Source organism: Alloalcanivorax mobilis, assembly GCF_002864685.1.
In the GTDB taxonomy this organism is placed as follows: domain Bacteria; phylum Pseudomonadota; class Gammaproteobacteria; order Pseudomonadales; family Alcanivoracaceae; genus Alloalcanivorax; species Alloalcanivorax mobilis.
This window is the reverse complement of record NZ_NMQZ01000033.1, coordinates 53,959-72,917: the sequence shown is the minus strand read 5'-3', so window position 1 is coordinate 72,917 and position 18,959 is coordinate 53,959. Positions and strand designations below refer to the sequence as shown.

Sequence of the window (18,959 nt, the reverse complement as noted above, 5' to 3'; positions counted from 1 at the left end):
GCGGCGCTGTCACAAGGCCCGGGGTTTGACTGAGCGTGTTGCGCGCAGCGCAAGGCGTCTCGCGTGTTGCCAAATTCAACCTTTCCCAGCCGCCGCCGATAACCCCCTTGATCCCGACCGATTAAGGACGACCTCGATGACCTCACCCGTGGACCCGACGCGCGGCGCGATTCTGTTGCCGGCCATCAGCACCCGTCAGAAGGTGGAACGCATTCTCGCGCAACTGCCCGCCCAGGGCGACGCCGCCAGCCAGGCGGCGAACTGGAGCCGCGACGACCTGGTCGCGCCGGTACAAAAGATCAATCAGGTGATGCGCAACTATGGCATTGAGTTCGAACTGAGCGACGAATCGCAGCGCACCATCATTCGCGTGGTGGACCGGGAAAGCGGCGAACTGATCCGGCAAATCCCCCCGGACGAAGCCATGACCATCGAAAAACGCCTCGATGAAATTCGCGGTCGGCTCCTGCGTTGGAAGGTTTAGGGGCAGTTGAAAGTTGAAAGTTAAAAGTTGAAACGCGATTCAGGCCGTGCCTACTGAGGGGGGATTCGCCGCGCCGACGTCAAGGCGGCAAGGTCGCGGGCACAACCTTTAGTTCAAGGTGGCCTCCCCCGCGTTTCAACTTTTAACTTTTAACTACTCTTAAACCTGCATATTCATGACATCTTTATACGCCGTCACCAACCGATTCCGCACTTGCACGCCCATCTGAAACGCCACGCTCGCTTTCTGTGAGTCGATCATCACATCGTACAACGCAATGCCGGGTTCGCCGGCCTGGAACGCTTTGCTCTGGGCGCCGGCGTGCTGCTGCAGTTCGTTGATGCGTTGAAACGAGCTGTAGAGCTCATCGGCGAAGCCGCCGGCGCCGACGCGGGCGGACACCAGGCCGCCTTTGGCCTGGCTGTCGCCGGCGGCCTGGCTGGCCAGGCTCTGCATCTGGCTGAGGGCGGATTCGATCGCGGCTGTGGTCATGGCGGCTGCCCTTGAAAGACGGAATGGTAAGACGACGACAAGGCTATCAGGGCCGGTGACGGGCCGATGCCGCCAATTGGCGACAAAAAAAACGGCTTTTCTTTCCTTTGCCACGAACACGACTGCCCATAATGGCATTCGTTGCAGAGCCGCCCGGGGGTGGGCGGCCTCAAGCCGAGAAGAAGAGATCCCGTTGCGATGCCTTTAGTAGCCACCACCATGCTCCGCTGCCCGTCGCGTCGCCGCGCCCTTCGCTGCTGTCGCCGGGGGCGGGCATGAGCGCCGCGGACAACCCGGGCAACGGCGCCCGCGCCGGCCTGGATCAACTATGGGCACGGCTGCGCGCCAATCCCTTGGTGCCGCTGCTGATCGCCGGCGCCGCCACCGTGGCGGTGGTGGCGGCGTTGCTGATGTGGGCCAGCGCGCCGCAGTTTCGAGTGCTGTACAGCAACCTCAACGAAGCGGACGGCGGACGCATCATCACCGAGCTGGAGCAACGCGGCGTGCCCTACCAGTTCAGCGAGGGCGGCCGCGCCCTGCTGGTGCCTGGCGACCGCGTTTACGATTTGCGCCTGCGTCTGGCCGAGCAAGGCTTGCCACAGGCCGGCAACGTCGGCTTCGAAATCATGGACAAACAGGCCTTCGGCATCAGCCAGTTCGCCGAGCGGGTCAACTTCCAGCGTGGCCTGGAGGGCGAGTTGGCCAGCTCGATCCAGGCGCTGCGGCCGGTGTCCCACGCCCGCGTGCACCTGGCCATGGCCAAGCCCTCGGTGTTCATTCGCGACCGCGAGCCGGCCAAGGCGTCGGTGGTGCTGACCTTGCAACCCGGCCGCGCGCTGGGCGAGGGTCAGGTCAACGCGATCGTGCACATGGTGTCCAGCTCGGTGCCGGAGCTGGCCAGCGAAGACGTCACCGTGGTCGATCAGGATGGCCGCCTGTTGTCACGGCCGGACGGTGCCGGCGGCGGCCTGGACGGCACCCAGCTCGACTACGTGCAGCAGGTCGAGCGCAACTACCAGCGCCGCATCGAGAGCATCCTGGCGCCGATTCTGGGCGCCGCCAATGTACACGCCCAGGTCACCGCCGCGGTGGATTTCACCCATCGCGAAGAAACCGCTGAACATTACGGCCCCAACCAGAACGGCGCCCCGGCGGCGGTGCGCAGCACCCAGCACAACGTCACCTACAACGGCGAAGGCGCGCTCGCCGAGGGCATCCCCGGCGCCCTGTCCAATACGCCGCCCGGCACCGCCGCCTCGCCGGTGGGCAACCGCGACGACACCAACGACAACGGCGATGACCAGGACACGGACACCACTGACAACAACCCGGATGGTCATCTGCAGCGCGGCGACGTGACCAACTATGAAGTGGACCGCAACATCACCCACACCCGCCACCAGCGCCCGCGCGTGGAGCGGCTGTCGGTGGCGGTGGTGGTCAACTATCGTGAGCAGCTCGACGATCAGGGCCTGCCCGAGCAGGTGCCGCTGGACGACGCCGACCTGCAACGCATCAAGGAACTGACCCGCCAGGCGATGGGCTTCTCCGCCGAGCGCGGCGATGGCCTGGAGGTGGTCAACAGCCGCTTCACCGAGCGTGCCGACGAGGCCGCCAACATCGCCTGGCAGCCGCCGGGTGGCTGGCTGCCGCTGGCGATGACGCTACTGCGCTATCTGCTGGTGGCCCTGGCGGCGCTGCTGCTGTACCTGTGGGTGGTGCGCCCGCTGGTGCGCCGTTACAGCCAGGCGCCCCCGGCCTCGGCGGCGCCGGCGCGGCCGCGCTTCCAGGCCACCGTGGGCGGTGCCGACGACGACCAGGACGAAGCCCCGGGCGAGGCGCCCGCACCGCGCCGCCGGCGCCGCCAGAGCGGTGCCTACCAACAGAATCTCACCGATCTTCAGGAAATGGCCGATGAAGACCCGGCCATGGTGGCGATGATCGTGCGCACCTGGATGAAGAAAGATGACTGAGCCGAAGAAGATCGTGATCTCCGCCGCGCGGCGCAGCGCCATTTTGCTGCTGGCGCTCAATGAGGACAGCGCGGCGGCGGTGTTTCGGCATCTTTCCGCCCGCGAGGTGCAGGAAATCAGCCAGGAAATGGCCCACCTGGGGCAGATTTCCCACGATGAAATGCGCCAGGTGCTGGACGATTTCTACGACGAGTCGGAACAGTTCGCCGCCCTCAATGTGCACTCCAGTGAGCACATCCGTTCGGTGCTGGAAAAGGCGCTCGGCAGCGAGCGCGCCTCCAGCCTGCTGGAAGACATTCTCGAACAGCAGGGCACCAATTCCGGCATCGACGCGCTCAACCTGATGGAAGCCACCACCGTTTCCGAAATGATCCGCGACGAACATCCGCAGATCATCGCCACCATTCTGGTGCATCTGGAGCGGCGCCAGGCCGCCGAAGTGCTGGAGATGTTCGACGACCGGCTGCGCAACGACGTGGTCCTGCGCATCGCCACCTTTAGTGGCGTGCAGCCCGCCGCCCTGCAGGAGCTCACCGAGGTGCTCGGTGGCATGCTCGATGGCCAGAACCTGAAACGCAGCAAGATGGGCGGCGCGCGCACCGCCGCCGAGATCCTTAACCTGATGAACTCCAGCGCCGAGGAAACCGTGATCGAAACGGTGCGCGCGCACAGCGAGGATCTGGCGCAAAAGATCATCGACGAAATGTTCCTGTTCGAGAATCTGCTCGACCTGGACGACCGCAGCATCCAGTTGCTGCTCAAGGAGATCAACACCCACTCGCTGATGTTCGCGCTCAAGGGCGCGCAGAGCGCGCTGGTGGAAAAATTCCTGCGCAATATGTCCACCCGCGCCGGCGACTTGCTGCGCGAGGACATGGAAGCCAGCGGTCCGATCCGCGTGTCCCAGGTGGAGAACGAACAAAAGGCGATTCTGCAGGTGGTGCGCCGCCTGGCCGACAGCGGCGAAATCGTGCTCACCGGAGGCGACGACACCTATGTCTGATTCGCGCTCTCCCGACACCCGCCCGGCGCACGGCTGGCGCGCCTGGCGCATGGAGGAACTGGATCGCGCCAGCGCCACCCGGGACAACGGCGCGGAACAACAACGCCAGCGTGATTTCCAGCACCAGGCGGAGCTCACCACCCTGCGCCGCAAGGTCCGCGAGCAGGCCCGCCAGGAAGGCTATCAAGCCGGCTTCGCCGAAGGCCGCGAGGCCGGGCACGCCGAAGGGCTCGCCGAGGGCCTGCGCGAGGGCGCCGCGCAAAGCGAGCGCCAGCGGCGGGAACTGCTCGCCCCACTGGCCAGCCTGGCCGGCGAATTCCAGACCGCGCTCGCCACCCTGGACAACGACCTCGCCGACGAACTGGTGGATCTGGCCCTGGCCACCGGCCGTCAGCTCGCCGGCGAGGCGCTGAAAGCGCGCCCGCATCAAATCCTCGCCGTGATCCGCCAGTTGCTGCGCGAGGAGCCGCTGCTCAGCGAGGCGCCCCGCCTGTGGTTGCACCCCCAGGATCTGCAGTTGGTGGAACAGGAAATGGCCGCCGAGTTGCAAGCGGTCGGCTGGACGCTGCGCGCCGACGATCAGCTGCAGCGCGGCGGCTGCCGGGTGACCAGCGCCACCGGCGAACTGGACGCCAGCGGCGAAAGCCGTTGGCAGGCGGTGCTTGACCGGCTGCGCCGGCGCCCGCGCCGCGCACCCGGAGCGAAGCCGTGACCGCCGCCGGCCAGGGTCACCGTGAGCACTGGCGCGCCGCGCTGCGAAGCGTCAAACAGCGTGTCGACACCGTGCCCGCCTATCAAAACAGTGGCCGCATCGTGCGCGCCACCGGCCTGGTGCTGGAGGCCGTGGGCCTGCGCATTCCCCTGGGCAGCGGCTGCCGCATCGAACTGTCGCCGCACAATGCCAGCGCCGATCAACCATCGTGCTTCGCCGAGGCCGAGGTAGTGGGGTTCTCCGGCGACCGGCTCTATCTCATGCCGCTGGCCGAAATCAGCGGCCTGGTGCCGGGCGCGCGGGTGTTTCCGCTCAGCGCCGGCGGCAACGGCGAAAGCGGCGCGCGTCGTTTTCCGCTCGGTGAAAAACTGCTCGGCCGGGTGGTGGACGGCAACGGCCGGCCGCTGGACGGCGGCCCCGATCTGCACGACTGCCCGCAATCGACCCTGGCGGCGCCGCCGCTTAATCCGCTGGCGCGCTCGCCCATTGACACCCGCATCGACGTTGGCATTCGCGCCATCAACAGCCTGCTGAGCGTGGGCCGCGGCCAGCGCATGGGCCTGTTCGCCGGTTCCGGGGTGGGCAAATCCGTATTGCTGGGCATGATGGCCCGCTACACCAAAGCGGACGTCATCGTGGTCGGCCTGATCGGCGAGCGCGGCCGCGAAGTGAAGGATTTCATCGATCACATTCTCGGCGAGCAAGGCCGGCGCCGCTCGGTGGTGGTGGCCGCCCCCGCCGACACCTCGCCGCTGCAACGGCTGCAAGGCGCCGCCTACGCCACCCGTCTCGCCGAGGGCTTCCGCGACGCCGGCAAAAGCGTGCTGCTGATCATGGATTCGCTGACCCGCTACGCCATGGCGCAACGGGAAATCGCCCTGGCCATCGGCGAGCCGCCCGCCACCAAGGGCTACCCGCCATCGGTGTTCGCCAAACTGCCTGGCCTGGTGGAGCGCGCCGGCAACGCCGAGCACGGCGGCGGCTCGATCACCGCCTTCTACACCGTGCTCACCGAAGGCGACGACCAGCAGGACCCGATCGCCGATGCGGCGCGCGCCATTCTCGATGGCCACGTGGTGCTCTCGCGAGCGCTGGCGGAAAGCGGCCACTACCCGGCCATCGACATCGAAGCGTCCATCAGCCGGGCGATGACCAGCCTGGTGGACGACACCGAGCTGCGCCGGGCGCAACGCTTCAAACAACTGTTTTCCCGCTATCAGCGCAACCGCGATCTGATCGGCGTGGGCGCCTACAGCCCCGGTCACGATGCGCAATTGGATCAGGCGGTGCAGTTGTACCCGAACCTGGAAGCGTTTTTGCAACAGGCGATCGGCGAGCGTGCCGGCATCGAGGACAGCCGCGACGCCCTGACGCAACTGCTTGGAGAACCGTCATGAGTGCTTCCACGCCCCTGGATCTGCTCATCGAACAAAGCCGCAAGGCACGTGATCATGCCGGCCGCAGCCTCGCCGATGAACGCCGTGGCGAAGCGCGCGCCGCCGCCCAGTTGGACACCCTGCACCAATATCGTGGCGAATATTGCCGCCGCCTGCAGGACGCCATGAACAACGGCATCGACGCCGCCAGCCTGGCCAATTACCAGGGCTTTATCCGCTCCCTGGACGACGCCATCGAACGCGCCCGGGCGGCGCTCGCCGATCAGGGCGAGCGCGTATCGGCAAGCCAGCATCACTGGCAGCAGCAACAACATCGGCTCTCTTCCTACGACACGCTCGCCACGCGCCGCTCGCGACAGCAGCGCCAGGCGCAGGAGCGCCAGGAGCAGCGCCACAACGACGAACAGACCAACAACACCCTGGCCCGGCAACGGCTGGAAAAACACCGGTGGGAATAGGAAACGGTATGGACATCTCGACACTGCTGGCCTCCGGAACGCTCAAAGCCGGGACGCAAAAATCCGACGCCCTCAAAGCCGACGCGCTCAATGCGGGCACGCTCAAGCCAGACGCCGCGCGCCTGCAAGGCGGCGGCCAGGGCGCCGCCGCCTTCACCGACACCCTGGCCGCCACCGTGGCCCGAACCACCGCGCTCAGCGTGGCCCAGGCGGATGCCGCCCCGCCCGCCGCCGGCGCCACGCAACCGGCGTTGACCCTGGCCGAAACCTTGATGCCCCTGCTGACCCGGCTGCCCGCCGCCGGCCAGGCCGCCGCCGGCGAACCCTCCGAACCGCTCAGCGCCGCGCCGGACACCGACGCCGGCGAAGACACGCCCGCGCCGCTGATCGCGCTGCTGGCGCCACCGCCCACCCCGGCCAACGTGACGGCCGAGGCCAGCGCCCCGGCGCCGACCGCCGGCGCCACCAACGCCCTGCCCGGCGCGCCGCTGGCAAGCGCCGCGCCCGGTGCCGAACCGGCCCTCGACAAACAGGCCAGCGCCCTCGCCGCCGACCGCCTGAGCGCCGACGGCGAACGCCACGCCGCCTTATCGTCGCAGGCGGTGGCCACCCAGACCGTCTCGCCCACTGCCCCGGTGATCGTGGTCGACGGCGCCGCCACGCTGACCTCGCTGAACCCGGCCGCGCCCGCCGCTCACGTCGCCCCGCTGAGCGCACCGGCGGCGTCCGCCACCAGCCTGAGCCCCACCTTGCAAGCGCCGCTCGCCAGCAGCGAATGGCAGCAGCAACTCGGCCAGCAGCTGGTGAGCCTCAGCCAGCGCGGTGAACAACGCATCGAACTGCATCTGCACCCGCGCGAGCTGGGGCCGCTCTCGGTGAGCCTGAAGCTGGATGACCAGGGCGCCCAAGCGCACTTCTTCTCCGCCCACGCCAGCGTGCGCGGCGCCGTGGAGCAGGCCATCCCGCAACTGCGCGAAGCCTTCGCCGAACAGGGCATCGCCCTCGGCGAAGCCATGGTTGGCCAGCATCAACAGCAACAACAAAACAGCTTCGGCGACGCCCAGCGCCACGCCGGCGGTGGCCGCGCGCCGGTGATCGAGGAAATCGAAGAGATCGGCCCCGCCGTGGCCCTGCCCCCGGCGCCGTTGATGCCGGGCGGTGGGGTGGATTTGTACGCCTGACGGTGGGGGGCCGGACGCTGAACGCCGGACGCCTGACGCCTGACGCCGGACGCCGGACGCTGGACGCTAAACCCGCAACCTGGGAAGCGCGGTGTGTTTCCTGCCGTTCAGTAAACACACCATTGCTCTCCGAGCCGGGTTGAGCGTCCAGCGTCCGGCGTCAAGCGTCCAGCGCCCCACCCCCCAAACCGCCAAGATAGCCCCTTTATGCCAGCCTTTTCTTTCCATCAACAACGCCACCCCGGCGGCATACTGCCGGGAGCATCGGCAATCGCATTTTTAAGGAATCAACAGGCAATGAGACAGGCGCAGGCAAGGCAGACAGGCTCGGCAAGGATCATCGTTCTGGTCGTCCTGTTGTTGATCATCGTGGCCACCCTGGCCGGCGGTGGCGCCTGGTTGCTGACCGGGCAACAGGGCGCCCGGGCGGCCACCGCCAAAGCGAAACCGGCGATGCCGGCGACGCCGATCTTCGTCAAGGTGGCGCCGTTCACGGTGAATCTGGACAGCGATGCCTGCGGGCCGGTGCTGCTGTACACCGGCATGACCCTGAAAGTGGCCGACAGCGACACCGCCGCGTTTCTCAATGAGCACATGCCGCAGGTGCGCAGCCGCTTACTGATGTTGCTCTCCGGCCAGGACGCGCGCGAGCTGATCTCGCCGCAGGGCAAGCAGACGCTGGCCGACAGCATTCTGGAAATGCTCAGCACCCGGCTCACCGATCCGCAGCCAACACTGGCCATCGATGAGGTGCTGTTCACCGAGTTCATCGTGCAGTAGCCCGACACGCGCCCTGAGTTAATGCCAACGGATTCGCAGCCCATGTCACAAGATGACTTGCTCTCCCAGGAAGAAATCGACGCCCTGCTCAATGGCCCCGGCGGCGACGACGATGCCGGCTCCGGTGAGCCCCGGGTGCGCCCCTATGATCCGGCGTCGCAACACCGGGTGATCCGCGAGCGGCTGCACAGCCTGGACATCATCAACGAGCGTTTCGCGCGCCAGTTCCGGGTGTCGCTGTTCAACCTGATCCGGCGCAGCGCCGACATCACCGTGGATTCGGTGCGCTACCAGAGCTACAAGGATTTCATTCGCAACGTGCCGGTGCCCACCAACCTCAATCTGGTGGCGATGAAGCCGCTGCGCGGCACCGCCATGGTGGTGTTCCCGCCCAGCCTGGTGTTCATGGTGGTGGACAATCTGTTCGGTGGCGACGGCCGCTTCGTGACCAAGTCCGAGGGCCGCGAGTTCACCAACACCGAGCAGCGCATTATCCGCCGCATTCTGCAGCTCGCGCTGGACGCCTATCAGGATGCCTGGCGGGCGGTCTACAGCCTGGAAATCAGCTACCTGCGCTCCGAGATCCAGGCCCGTTTCGCCAACATCACCAACTCGCCCAACGAGATCATCGTCAACACCACCTTCCATCTGGAAGTGGGCAATCTGGCCAGCGATTTCCAGATCTGCATGCCCTATTCCATGATCGAGCCGCTGCGCGAGTTATTGACCAACCCGGTTACCGACAGCAGCGACCCCAACGACCATTCCTGGAGCCAGCGCATGGCCGGCGAGATCCGCCAGTCCGAGGTGGAGCTGGTGGCGGAGTTCGTCACCGTGCCGGCGCGCATTGCCCAGGTGATGGCGCTGAAACGCGGCGACGTGCTGCCCATGGAGCTGCCCGACACGGTCACCGCCAGCGTCGATGGCGTGCCGGTTCTGGAATGCGAATACGGCAGCCGGGAGCAACAGCGTGCGCTGCGCGTTACCCGGGTGATCGATCACACCAACACCTTGCACGCCGCCAGCGGCGCCAACTTCATCAAAGGATCAACGCCGAGAGCCGAGGAATCCGACCATGACTGATCCCAACAACCCCGACCACGACAGCGACGACTGGGATAAGGCGATGGCCGAGCAGCAAGCGGACAGCGGCGCCGGCGAGGCCGATCCCTGGGCCGAGGCGCTGGCCGAACAGAACGCCACGGAAAGCCCCGCCAACGGCGACAGCGACAGCCACGCATCGCGCAACGCCGGCGAGCAGGTGTTCAAGCCGTTGCAGGCCGGCAGCGGTGGCGCCAACAGCCGCGACCTGGAAATGGTGATGGACATTCCGGTCAAGCTGAGCGTGGAGCTGGGGCGCACCCGCATCACCATCAAACAACTGCTGGAACTGGCCCAGGGTTCGGTGGTGGAACTGGACGGCCTGGCCGGCGAGCCCATGGACATTCTCATCAACGGCTATCTGATCGCCCAGGGCGAAGTGGTGGTGGTGGAAGACAAGTACGGCATCCGTATCACCGAAATCGTGACGCCCTCGGAACGGGTGCAGAAGCTCAACCGATGAACGACGCCGGCGCATCCGCCCAGGCCCACGCCGTGACCAGTGGCAGCGACGCCCTGCTGGGCATGGCGGCGCTGGGAAAAACCGCCTTCGCGTTATTGCTGGTGGTCGGGCTGATCGTGCTGTGCGCCTGGCTGGTGCGCCGCCTGACACCGGGCCAGGCCAACGCTGGCCAGCATTTGAAGGTGATCGCCAGCCGCGCCGTGGGCGCCAAGGAACGGGTGGTGATCGTCGAACTGGAAGACACCTGGCTGGTGCTGGGCGTGGGCAACGGTCAGGTCAGCAAACTGCACGAGCGCCCGGCCCCGCCAGCGCCCCCCTCGGCCAACCGCGACGAAACCCAAACCGACGCCGGCGGCTTCGCGGCGCGCTTCGCCCAGGCGTTGAAACACAACGCCCGCACGCGCTTCGGTGGCAAGGACAACGCACCGTGATCAGGCGGTGGCCGCTGGCCGGAATGCTCACGCTGCTGGTGCTGGCCGCCCTGCCCGGCCTGGCCGCCGCCCAGGCCACCCTGCCGGGCCTCACCACCACGCCCACCGCCGACGGCGGCCAGCAATGGTCGATTCAGCTGCAAACCCTGTTGCTGCTCAGCAGCCTGGCGTTCCTGCCCGCCGTGCTGCTGATGATGACCTGCTTCACGCGCATTATCATCGTGCTCGGCCTGCTGCGCACCGCCATGGGCACGCAATCGGCGCCGCCCAACCAGGTGCTGCTCGGGCTCACCCTGTTCCTGACGTTTTTTATCATGGCGCCGGTGTTCGACCGGGTCTACGAACAGGCCTGGCAGCCGCTCTCCAACGACGAGATCGGCTTCGATCAATTCATTGTGCGCGGCGCCGAACCGTTCCGTGAATTCATGCTCGCGCAAACCCGCGAACCGGACATCGCCCTGTTCACCCGCCTGGCCAAGCTCGACAATCTGCAAGGCCCGGAGGATCTGCCAATCCGTGTGTTGATCCCCGCGTATGTGACCAGCGAACTGAAAACCGCCTTCCAGATCGGCTTCACCATCTTCGTGCCCTTCCTGGTCATCGATCTGGTGGTCGCCAGCGTGCTGATGGCGCTGGGCATGATGATGGTGCCCCCAGCCACCATCTCGCTGCCCTTTAAACTGATGCTGTTTGTGTTGGTGGATGGCTGGCAGTTGATCATCGGATCGCTGGCGCAGAGTTTTTATACATGAGCGGAAAGAAGTTGAAAGTTGAAAGTGAAAAGTTGAACGCGATGAAGGGCAATGTGGCGGCTTGTGTCGTGCCCGCGTCTACAGCGTGGGGCTCCCCGGAAAGCACGGCCTCTTTGTCTTTCAACTTTTAACTTTTAACTTTCAACTCCTCGAAGAGGCTTTTATGTCCCCAGAAACAGTAATGAGCATGGCCTATCAGGCGATGGTGGTGACGCTGCTACTGGCGGCGCCGTTGTTGTTGACGGCGTTGGCGGTGGGGTTGTTGGTGAGCCTGTTCCAGGCGGCCACGCAGATCAATGAAATGACGCTGTCGTTCATCCCCAAAATTCTCGCGGTGTTCGCGGTGCTGGTGATCAGCGGGCCCTGGCTGCTCGGCTTGATCACCGACTTTACCCGCGAGTTGTTCCAGAACATTCCGCTGCTGGTGTCCTGACCGTGTTGCAGGTGGACTTCGCCCAGTTGCACGCCTGGCTGGTGATGTTCCTGTGGCCGTTCACCCGCCTGACCGCCTTCCTCGCCGCCGCCCCGGTGCTGGGCCACAACAGTGTGCCGCGCCAGGTCAAGGTGGCGTTCGCTTTCATGCTGTGCCTGGTGATCGCCCCCACTTTGCCACCGCTGCCGGCGGTGCCGGTGTTGTCCTGGGCGGGGCTGGGGATCATGGTGGAACAGGTGCTGGTGGGCGTGGCCATGGGGTTGAGCCTGCGCGTGATGCTGACCGCCGTGCAGGCCGCCGGCGAATACATCGGCCTGCAAATGGGGCTGGCGTTTGCCACCTTCTTCTCGCCCGATACCGGCGCCAACACGATGATTCTTTCGCGGCTTTTCTACATGATCACGCTGCTGATGTTCTTGGCGGTGAACGGCCATCTGGTGGTGATCGACACCCTGGCGAGCAGCTTCCAGACTCTGCCCATCGGCCTCGGCGGCCTGAACGCCGGTGCCTTTGAGATGCTGGTGCGCTACGGCGGCACCATCTTCGTCTCCGGCCTGCTGCTGGCGCTGCCCCTGGTCGCCGCGTTGCTGATCATCAACCTGACGCTGGGCATCCTCAACCGCTCCGCGCCCCAGCTCACCGTGTTCTCGGTGGGCTTTCCTACTTCGCTGACGGTGGGCATTTTCCTGCTGATGGTGCTGATGACCGACTTCGGGCGTTTTTTGCAGGGTCTGTTCGGCGATGGCCTGGCGTTCCTGCGCGCGCTGGTGGAAACCATGGCGCCGGTGTAGGCACACCACACTGGCACAAAGCCCGCTACAACGCCGCTGTGGGAGCGGTCCTCGACCGCGAACCGAGCCTGAAAGGCGAGGACGGCCTGGCAAAGCCGATTCGCGGTCAGCGACCGCTCCCACAAAAAGACGTCGCCGCACGATCTGTTCCTGCGCGAGCCAGGATGGCTACTGCCGCAAAGCCTCCAAGGCTTGCTCCAGTTCCCGCTGCGATTCGGCCAGTTTCTGTTCGCGCCGGCGGATTTTGCTTTGATCGCCTTTGACGCGAGCTTCGCGCAGATCCTGTTGCCGTTCGCGAAGTTCTTCACGGGCCTGCTGCACGGCCTCTTCGCGCTCCTGGCGCAGCCCGTCGTCGGTGCAGTGCTCGCGATGTTCCTTAAGCGCCTTTTCCAAGCCTCGGATCTGCCCCTTACGGCCTTCCGAGCGCGCTTGAGCCAGATTCGTTTCGATCTCCGCCTGCTTGGCCGCGCAACCGCTCAAGGGCTCGGCCTGGGCGCCGCCCGCCATCAAGACCGATATCATGACGGCACCCATCAGACCGATTCTCACGCTACGCATAACCTCACTCCCTGTTTTGACACGGTTCAGGGAGCACAATACAGGATGCCAGGCCGGTGCGGGGCAACAGCGCCCCGCCCAGCCAGCGACGGGTTTGATCTTAGCGTCCGGCGTCCGGCGTCCGGCGTCCGGCGTCCGGCGCCCCCTACAACCGATCAAACAGGCTCATGCCCTTGATATCAACAAACGCCTGCTGCGCGGCTTGCAGGCCCACCTGACGCAGGGTGTATTCGGAGATGGCGGCGTAGTAGTCCAGATCCACCAGATCGGACAGGGTCTGCTCGTAGTTGGTCTGGCGGTTGCCAGCGACCGAGTCGACCACGTCCAGTTCGTTGAGGCGCGCGCCCACCGAGGCGCGGGTGGTGAGCACGTTGTCGAGGCTGTTGTCGAACTCGCGCAGGGCTTCGTTGATGGTGTTCTGCCGGGTCGCTTTCTGGTTGTCGGTGGTGGCCGGGTTTTCCAGCACGGCCAGGGCTTTTTCGAACGTCTTGAACAGGTCGGTGTTGAGGTTGGCGGCCTTGGCCACCTCGATGCCGTCGCCGTCCGCGGGGGCGCCGGTGAGCGTCATGGAGAGCCCGCCAAAGCGCACCGTGGCGCCCTCTTCATACACTTCCGGGTCGCCGCCGTTGACCGAGTAGGTGACGTTCTCGCCGTCCACCGCGAAGGTGATTTCGAAGTCCTGGCCGTAGGCCGGGTCATTGACGTCGGCGACCGCCGGGCCCTTGAAGGTAACGCTGCCCTGATTGCCACCGTCCGCCTGGGCGGCATAGCCGGCGCCGCCGGGCACGCTTTGGAAAATATCGGCGCCGTTGTCGGCCACCGGCATCAGCCGCGAGGCATCGATGCGTTGCTCGCGAACCTTGCTGTCGCCAACGTACTCGACGCTGCCGTCGGCGGCGCGCACGAACGGCTCGCTGGAATCCTGGTAGCCACCGAACAGGTAGCGGCCGTTGCCATCGGTGGCGTTGGCCTGGCCGATCACGGTTTCGTAGATGCCACGCAGCTCGCTGGCCACGGAGGCGCGGTCGGCGTCGCTGAGGGTGTCGCTGGCGGCTTGCAGCATCAGGGTTTTGGCACTGGTGATGGCGTCGCTGACGCTGTTCAGCACACTTTCTTCCTGGGACAAGGCGTTGCGGGCGGACACCCGCGCGTCGCTGTACTGCTGAGTGACCGCCTGGGATTGCGCCACCTGCACCGCCCGGGACGCGGCCTGCGGATCGTCGGACGGGTTGACCACCCGGCGGCCCGTGGCGATCTGCTGGCTGACGTGCATGAAGTCGCTCTGCTGGCGGTTCATGGACGAGACACTCTGGTCATACATGGTCAGGGTGCTGATGCGCATGGGCGGTCCTCGGTTGTGCTTGTGCGGTGCTTGCCCGGCGGCGCGTTAGCGCAGCCCGAGCAGGGAGTCGATCACGGTAATGCCGGTCTGAATCACTTTGGCATTGGCCTGGTAATACTGTTGATAGCGGATCAGGTTGGCGGCTTCTTCGTCCAGGTTGACCCCGGATTCGGACTGCTGCACGGCGGTAAGCTGCTCGCTGAGCCCCTGCTGCGCTTCCAGATTCACCTGTACGATGTTGGTGCGGTTGCCCACCGAACCGACGATCGACGCATAGGATTGATTGAAAGTGGCGCTGCCGCCCACCAGGCTTTTGTTCTGCAATTCCTGCAGCAACAGGGCGTTTTCGTTGTCGCCGCTGCCCGCCGAGGCGCCGGCGGCCAGCTCATCGGCGTCCTCAATCAGGTTGCGCATGTCGGCGGCGGCGGCGCGGGTGGGCTGCACCTGGAAGCGGTCACCGTCGGCGAGCGCGGCGCGGTCGGCCACGGTCACCACCACGCCACCGAAGGCCAGCTGGTCGTTGCCGTCCAGGGTGGCGGTAAACGTCTCGCCGGTGTCGCGGCGGGTGATCTCGAATTCGCCGGCGGCGGCGTTGCTCACCTGCAAATCGAAATCGCTGCTGGTGAGCTGGCTGGCATCGCCGAACACCGCCCCGAGCGAGGCGCCGCCATCGTTGTTGGCGTTGCTGAAGGCACGCGGCTGGCCGAGCGAAAACATCGCCTCGCCGGCCTCGCCGTTCAGGTCCACGCCGGCCTGGTGCTGCTGGTTGAACGCCAGCGCGAACGAGGCGGCCAGCTGGCCGATCTGATTGCGGGTGGTGTCCAGGGTTTCCGAGCGGAACGTCAACAGCCCGCCCAGGGAACCGCCGGTGAGCTTATCGTCTTTCAATTCCACCAGGTTGCCGGCGGAATCGTTGTAGCCAATCACCGTGCGGCTCGGGTCCGCCGCCGAGGTCATCGCTTCCAGCCCAAAACTGCGGGTGCCGGCCACCAGCGGCTGGCCATTGCCGATGGACAGGTTGTAGGTGCCGTTGCCCTGCACGGTGAGCGACACGTCCAGGCGCTGGCTCAGGTCCGCCACCAGTTGATCACGCTGGTTGAGCAGGCTGTTGGGGGCTTCCCCCTGTTTGGCCTTGGCGAGCGCGATTTCCTTATTGAGCGAGGCGATCTGATTGGCGGTGTTATTGATCTGGGTGACTTCGTCGCGGAGCTGACCGTTAATGCCCGCGTCCATGTCGTTCAGGTAGCTGTCGAAGGCGCGGAACTGGGCGGTGAGGGTATCCGCCGAGCCCATCACACCTTCGCGGGCGGCCGGATCGGAGGGCGTGGCGGCGAGGTCTTCCAGGGACGAGAAGAAATTCTGCATCAACGGCGCCAGGCCGGCGTTCTGATCGGCAAGCAGGTTGTCGATCTGGCTGATCTGAACCTGGTAGGTGTTCAAAGCGCTGGTCTTGCTGTTGGCCTGGTTGAGCTGGCCGGCCACGTAGCGATCAAACTGGCGCTGGATGTCGTTCACCTTAACGCCACCGCCCACGCTGTTTTCGCCCAGCATGATCAACTCCCGGTTGTAGCCGGGGGTGTAGACGTTACTGATGTTGTTGCTGGTGGTGTTCAGCGCGTTCTGCGCCGCGTTCAGTCCGCTCAGCCCGGTGGAAAAAATGCTCATCTCGGCGTTCCCTGTTGCTTGTTCGCTTTATCGGCGGCGACGCTATGATCTTTAAGGTTTTAAAAGCCCCTCTCCCCTCGCGGGAGAGGGGTTGGGGAGAGGGGGATCACGGTAAGGCTCGGCAAGGCATTGAAATCTCGTCACCCCCTCTCCCTGTCCCTCTCCCACAAGGGGAGAGGGAACCTTCCTGAAACGCTGGACGCGAAACCGAACACCCTCTTTACCGCCCCATCGCCAGCACCTCACCCGACAGCGGCCCGATGCGTTCCATCACCGCGATCAGCTTGCTGGCGTAGGCGGGGTCGGTGGCGTAGCCGCCCTGTTGCAAGGCCACCGCCGCCTGTTGCGGGGAGTCCGCGTTGACCACGCCGGCGTAGCGGGGGTTTTCTCCCAGCAGGCGGGCGTGGTCGGCGAACGCCTCGTCGTAGGAGCGGTATACACGGAAGCGTTCACGGGCCGGGGTCCGTTCGCCGGCGACGTATTCATGGGTGGCCGCCTCGGTGCTGGCGCCGGCCCAGCCGCCGGTGGCTTTGATGCCGAACAGGTTATGGCTGTTGCCGCCGTCGGCGGTGGTGATTTCCCGGCGGCCCCAGCCGGTTTCCAGCGCTGCTTGGGCAAGAATCAGCTCAGCCGGCACGCCGGAGCGGCGGCTGGCGGCGCGCGCCGGGCCGGCCAGTTGGGAGATGAAGCGCTCGGGCTCGGCACCGCCGGCACGAGCGCCGGCCGTCACCGTGACCGCGCCGGCCGCCGGCACCGCGCCGTACAGCGCCTGTGGAGACGCGCGCGGAATCTCATGCTGGCCGGCGGCCGGGGCATCGCCGGAAAGCTGGCCGATCAATTGCTGCGCCAGCCCAAAGCCCTTACCGGCCAGATGCTGGGCCATCTGCTGGTCGAACATGGATTGGTAGAACTGCATCTGTGAGCTGTCGTTGAGATCGGATTTCGGCATCGCGTCGCGCATGCTTTTCAGCATGCGCTGCAAAAACAGCGCCTCGAACTGATTGGCGGCGGTTTTCAACTGGCTTTGCGGGTCGCGCGCGGCGCTGTGTTTGATCCGCTCCAGGCCCTTGAGATCGAGGGCGAAATGGCCGCTCAGGGAATCCACGCTCATCAGATGATCTCCAGCTCCGCTTGCAGGGAACCGGCGGCTTTAAGCGCCTGCAGAATCGACATCAGATCCTGTGGCGTGGCGCCGAGCGCATTGAGCGCGTCCACCACCTGCATCAGGTCGGCGCCTTCCACCACCTGCAGCGCGCGCTGTTCCTGGCTGATGCTGATGTCGCTGTCCGGCACTACGGCGGTTTCTCCCTGGCCGAACGGCGACGGCTGGCTGACGCCATACTGGGTGTCGATCACCACCGACAGATTGCCGTGGGCCACGGCGGCCGGCTTCAGCGTAACGCGGCCGTTCAGCACCACCGAGCCGGTGCGCGCGTTGATCACCACCCGCGCCGGCGCCTCCATGGGCAGCACATTAATGCGCTCCACCCGGGCCATGAACGCCACCCGCTGATTGGGATCAATCGGCCCCTGAAGGCGAATGCTGCGGCCATCCAGGGCGGCGGCCACCGGGCGGCCGAACTCACCGTTGATCGCCTGCACCGCGCGCAGGGCGGTGTTGAAATCGGCGGCGCGCAATTGCAATTCAAGCTGACCGCCGTTGCTGCCCAGTTCCAGCGGCACCTCTCTTTCCACCAGGGCGCCGTTGCTGATGCGCCCGCCCGCCTGTTGGTTGATCTGCACGCTGGAACCGCCGGCTTCGGCGCCCACGCCGCCGACCAGAAGATTGCCCTGGGCAACCGCGTAGGTGGCGCCGTCAACGCCCTTCAGCGGCGTCATCAACAGGGTGCCGCCGCGCAGGCTGCGGGCGTTGCCGATGGACGAGGCGACCACGTCGATGCGCTGCCCGGAACGGGCGAAGGGCGGCAGATTGGCGGTGACCATCACCGCCGCCACGTTGCGCAACTGCATGTTGGTGCCGGGCGGAATGGTGATGCCAAGCTGGGAAAACATATTGGTCAGCGACTGGGTGGTGAAGGGCGTCTGCATGGTCTGATCGCCGGAACCATCCAGCCCCACCACCAGGCCGTAACCGATCAGCACGTTGTCGCGCACCCCGGCAAAATCCGCCAGTTCACGCAACGGCGCGGCCTGCGCCATCCCCTGCATCAGCAGCATCAGCACGACGGCGGTTTTCAGCAGCGGTTTCAATCGCGGTCTTCCCGTGCGCACGGCGACACCCTCGTCAGAACGGTGAAATATTCAGGAATAAGCGCTGCAACCAGCCCATGGTCTGCGCTTCATTAATGTAACCGTCGCCGACGTACTCTATGCGCGCATCGGCCACCCGGGTCGAGAGCACCGAGTTGTCGCCGGCCACGTTGAGCGGATCGACCACGCCGGAAAAACGGATAAACTCGGTGCCCTGGTTGATGGCGATCTGTTTCTCGCCGCGCACCCGCAGGTTGCCATTGGCCATCACCTGCAAAATCGACACGGTGATGGTGCCACTGAAGGTGTTGTTGGCCTGGGAGCCGCCGCCGCCTTCGAAATCGTTGTTGCCGGACAGGTCGTAACCGTAGTCGCTCAGGTCTTCCAACCCCTTGGGCACCACCGTGGGCGTCAGCGAGCTGGAGCCGCTACGGGTGGCGTTGCTTTGCGAGTTCTTGCTGGCGCTGACCTGCTCATCAAGAATAATGGTCAGCACATCACCGACCATGCGCGGGCGGCGGTCCTCGAACAGGGGCCGGTAGCCCCGGTTGGCCTGGAAGATCGAGCCGTCCGGTTGCAGCGGCGGCGGCTGCGCGATCTCCACCTTTTCCTGCTCGCCGACCACCGACGGGCGCGGCAATTGCGCGCAGCCGGCCGCCAGCAACGCCATTGCCACGGTGACCGTGATCAACGCTTGTTTGAGCCTGCACGCCATCGCTTTACGCTCCCGCC

The 18,959-nt window shown here is 65.7% G+C and carries 21 protein-coding genes; 14 read left to right on the top strand and 7 right to left on the bottom strand.

The window, feature by feature from the left end; all coding sequences use genetic code 11:
* The first annotated feature begins 136 nt into the window (after positions 1-136).
* Complete coding sequence (locus CGS25_RS14525) at positions 137-484, top strand: flagellar protein FlaG (RefSeq protein ID WP_101675907.1); 348 nt, start codon at positions 137-139, stop codon at positions 482-484.
* A gap of 159 nt (positions 485-643) precedes the next feature.
* Here the strand turns inward: CGS25_RS14525 and fliE are convergent, their stop codons facing one another.
* Positions 644-976: a flagellar hook-basal body complex protein FliE gene (fliE, locus tag CGS25_RS14520; protein ID WP_089032872.1), complete on the bottom strand. Its 333-nt coding sequence runs from the start codon at positions 974-976 to the stop codon at positions 644-646.
* A 275-nt stretch (positions 977-1,251) separates the two neighbouring features.
* Here fliE and fliF point away from each other — a divergent pair, with 275 nt between their 5' ends.
* The 13 genes from fliF to fliR all read left to right on the top strand — a co-directional run bounded on the left by fliF (position 1,252) and on the right by fliR (position 12,451).
* Positions 1,252-2,949: a flagellar basal-body MS-ring/collar protein FliF gene (gene fliF / locus CGS25_RS14515; RefSeq protein WP_101675906.1), complete on the top strand. Its 1,698-nt coding sequence runs from the start codon at positions 1,252-1,254 to the stop codon at positions 2,947-2,949.
* On the top strand, positions 2,942-3,952 hold the full coding sequence (gene fliG, locus CGS25_RS14510; protein ID WP_089032874.1) for a flagellar motor switch protein FliG: 1,011 nt from the start codon (positions 2,942-2,944) through the stop codon (positions 3,950-3,952). The genes fliF and fliG overlap by 8 nt, the downstream gene beginning before the upstream one ends.
* Complete coding sequence (locus CGS25_RS14505) at positions 3,945-4,664, top strand: flagellar assembly protein FliH (protein ID WP_101675905.1); 720 nt, start codon at positions 3,945-3,947, stop codon at positions 4,662-4,664. The genes fliG and CGS25_RS14505 overlap by 8 nt, the downstream gene beginning before the upstream one ends.
* Positions 4,661-6,061 carry a flagellar protein export ATPase FliI gene (fliI, locus tag CGS25_RS14500; RefSeq protein ID WP_101675904.1) on the top strand — a complete coding sequence of 467 codons (1,401 nt, stop codon included), beginning with the start codon at positions 4,661-4,663 and terminating at the stop codon, positions 6,059-6,061. The genes CGS25_RS14505 and fliI overlap by 4 nt, the downstream gene beginning before the upstream one ends.
* Complete coding sequence (gene fliJ, locus CGS25_RS14495; protein ID WP_101675903.1) at positions 6,058-6,519, top strand: flagellar export protein FliJ; 462 nt, start codon at positions 6,058-6,060, stop codon at positions 6,517-6,519. Before fliI ends, fliJ begins: the two co-directional genes overlap by 4 nt.
* Positions 6,520-6,527: 8 nt before the next feature.
* Positions 6,528-7,700 carry a flagellar hook-length control protein FliK gene (locus tag CGS25_RS19135; RefSeq protein ID WP_198588809.1) on the top strand — a complete coding sequence of 391 codons (1,173 nt, stop codon included), beginning with the start codon at positions 6,528-6,530 and terminating at the stop codon, positions 7,698-7,700.
* Between the two features lie 297 nt (positions 7,701-7,997).
* Positions 7,998-8,480 carry a flagellar basal body-associated protein FliL gene (gene fliL / locus CGS25_RS14485; protein WP_157933841.1) on the top strand — a complete coding sequence of 161 codons (483 nt, stop codon included), beginning with the start codon at positions 7,998-8,000 and terminating at the stop codon, positions 8,478-8,480.
* Between the two features lie 42 nt (positions 8,481-8,522).
* Complete coding sequence (gene fliM, locus CGS25_RS14480; protein ID WP_101675901.1) at positions 8,523-9,563, top strand: flagellar motor switch protein FliM; 1,041 nt, start codon at positions 8,523-8,525, stop codon at positions 9,561-9,563.
* On the top strand, positions 9,556-10,044 hold the full coding sequence (gene fliN / locus CGS25_RS14475) for a flagellar motor switch protein FliN (RefSeq protein WP_101675900.1): 489 nt from the start codon (positions 9,556-9,558) through the stop codon (positions 10,042-10,044). The genes fliM and fliN overlap by 8 nt, the downstream gene beginning before the upstream one ends.
* Positions 10,041-10,475, top strand: a complete 435-nt coding sequence (gene fliO, locus CGS25_RS14470) for a flagellar biosynthetic protein FliO (protein ID WP_101675899.1) — start codon at positions 10,041-10,043, stop codon at positions 10,473-10,475. Before fliN ends, fliO begins: the two co-directional genes overlap by 4 nt.
* A gap of 23 nt (positions 10,476-10,498) precedes the next feature.
* Entirely contained in the window at positions 10,499-11,227 is a 729-nt protein-coding gene (gene fliP / locus CGS25_RS14465) for a flagellar type III secretion system pore protein FliP (RefSeq protein ID WP_089034557.1), read from the top strand.
* A gap of 163 nt (positions 11,228-11,390) precedes the next feature.
* Positions 11,391-11,660 (top strand): flagellar biosynthesis protein FliQ, encoded by a 270-nt coding sequence (fliQ, locus tag CGS25_RS14460; protein WP_089032882.1) that lies wholly within the window; start codon positions 11,391-11,393, stop codon positions 11,658-11,660.
* A 2-nt stretch (positions 11,661-11,662) separates the two neighbouring features.
* A complete protein-coding gene (fliR, locus tag CGS25_RS14455; RefSeq protein WP_089032883.1) occupies positions 11,663-12,451 on the top strand; it encodes a flagellar biosynthetic protein FliR in 789 nt (262 codons plus the stop codon).
* A gap of 168 nt (positions 12,452-12,619) precedes the next feature.
* Here the strand turns inward: fliR and CGS25_RS14450 are convergent, their stop codons facing one another.
* The 6 genes from CGS25_RS14450 to CGS25_RS14425 all read right to left on the bottom strand — a co-directional run bounded on the left by CGS25_RS14450 (position 12,620) and on the right by CGS25_RS14425 (position 18,942).
* The gene (locus CGS25_RS14450) at positions 12,620-13,009 is read right to left on the bottom strand and encodes a DUF1090 domain-containing protein (protein WP_101675898.1); all 390 of its coding nucleotides are present in this window, start codon (positions 13,007-13,009) and stop codon (positions 12,620-12,622) included.
* A 145-nt stretch (positions 13,010-13,154) separates the two neighbouring features.
* Positions 13,155-14,351, bottom strand: coding sequence for a flagellar hook-associated protein FlgL (gene flgL, locus CGS25_RS14445; protein ID WP_101675897.1), 1,197 nt, complete (start codon positions 14,349-14,351; stop codon positions 13,155-13,157).
* Between the two features lie 45 nt (positions 14,352-14,396).
* Positions 14,397-16,016: a flagellar hook-associated protein FlgK gene (flgK, locus tag CGS25_RS14440; protein ID WP_101675896.1), complete on the bottom strand. Its 1,620-nt coding sequence runs from the start codon at positions 16,014-16,016 to the stop codon at positions 14,397-14,399.
* A 220-nt stretch (positions 16,017-16,236) separates the two neighbouring features.
* Positions 16,237-17,127, bottom strand: a complete 891-nt coding sequence (flgJ, locus tag CGS25_RS14435; RefSeq protein WP_089032887.1) for a flagellar assembly peptidoglycan hydrolase FlgJ — start codon at positions 17,125-17,127, stop codon at positions 16,237-16,239.
* Entirely contained in the window at positions 17,127-18,194 is a 1,068-nt protein-coding gene (locus CGS25_RS14430; protein WP_101675910.1) for a flagellar basal body P-ring protein FlgI, read from the bottom strand. The genes flgJ and CGS25_RS14430 overlap by 1 nt, the downstream gene beginning before the upstream one ends.
* A gap of 67 nt (positions 18,195-18,261) precedes the next feature.
* Complete coding sequence (locus tag CGS25_RS14425; RefSeq protein WP_101675895.1) at positions 18,262-18,942, bottom strand: flagellar basal body L-ring protein FlgH; 681 nt, start codon at positions 18,940-18,942, stop codon at positions 18,262-18,264.
* Between the last annotated feature and the right edge of the window lie 17 nt (positions 18,943-18,959).

Coding starts and splice junctions, on each gene's coding strand:
- CGS25_RS14525 (WP_101675907.1), top strand. CDS start 137: ATGACCTCACCCGTGGACCCGACGCGCGGCGCGATTCTGTTGCCGGCC.
- fliE (WP_089032872.1), bottom strand. CDS start 976: ATGACCACAGCCGCGATCGAATCCGCCCTCAGCCAGATGCAGAGCCTG.
- fliF (WP_101675906.1), top strand. CDS start 1,252: ATGAGCGCCGCGGACAACCCGGGCAACGGCGCCCGCGCCGGCCTGGAT.
- fliG (WP_089032874.1), top strand. CDS start 2,942: ATGACTGAGCCGAAGAAGATCGTGATCTCCGCCGCGCGGCGCAGCGCC.
- CGS25_RS14505 (WP_101675905.1), top strand. CDS start 3,945: ATGTCTGATTCGCGCTCTCCCGACACCCGCCCGGCGCACGGCTGGCGC.
- fliJ (WP_101675903.1), top strand. CDS start 6,058: ATGAGTGCTTCCACGCCCCTGGATCTGCTCATCGAACAAAGCCGCAAG.
- CGS25_RS19135 (WP_198588809.1), top strand. CDS start 6,528: ATGGACATCTCGACACTGCTGGCCTCCGGAACGCTCAAAGCCGGGACG.
- fliL (WP_157933841.1), top strand. CDS start 7,998: ATGAGACAGGCGCAGGCAAGGCAGACAGGCTCGGCAAGGATCATCGTT.
- fliM (WP_101675901.1), top strand. CDS start 8,523: ATGTCACAAGATGACTTGCTCTCCCAGGAAGAAATCGACGCCCTGCTC.
- fliN (WP_101675900.1), top strand. CDS start 9,556: ATGACTGATCCCAACAACCCCGACCACGACAGCGACGACTGGGATAAG.
- fliO (WP_101675899.1), top strand. CDS start 10,041: ATGAACGACGCCGGCGCATCCGCCCAGGCCCACGCCGTGACCAGTGGC.
- fliP (WP_089034557.1), top strand. CDS start 10,499: ATGCTCACGCTGCTGGTGCTGGCCGCCCTGCCCGGCCTGGCCGCCGCC.
- fliQ (WP_089032882.1), top strand. CDS start 11,391: ATGTCCCCAGAAACAGTAATGAGCATGGCCTATCAGGCGATGGTGGTG.
- CGS25_RS14450 (WP_101675898.1), bottom strand. CDS start 13,009: ATGCGTAGCGTGAGAATCGGTCTGATGGGTGCCGTCATGATATCGGTC.
- flgL (WP_101675897.1), bottom strand. CDS start 14,351: ATGCGCATCAGCACCCTGACCATGTATGACCAGAGTGTCTCGTCCATG.
- flgK (WP_101675896.1), bottom strand. CDS start 16,016: ATGAGCATTTTTTCCACCGGGCTGAGCGGACTGAACGCGGCGCAGAAC.
- flgJ (WP_089032887.1), bottom strand. CDS start 17,127: ATGAGCGTGGATTCCCTGAGCGGCCATTTCGCCCTCGATCTCAAGGGC.
- CGS25_RS14430 (WP_101675910.1), bottom strand. CDS start 18,194: ATGCTGCTGATGCAGGGGATGGCGCAGGCCGCGCCGTTGCGTGAACTG.
- CGS25_RS14425 (WP_101675895.1), bottom strand. CDS start 18,942: ATGGCGTGCAGGCTCAAACAAGCGTTGATCACGGTCACCGTGGCAATG.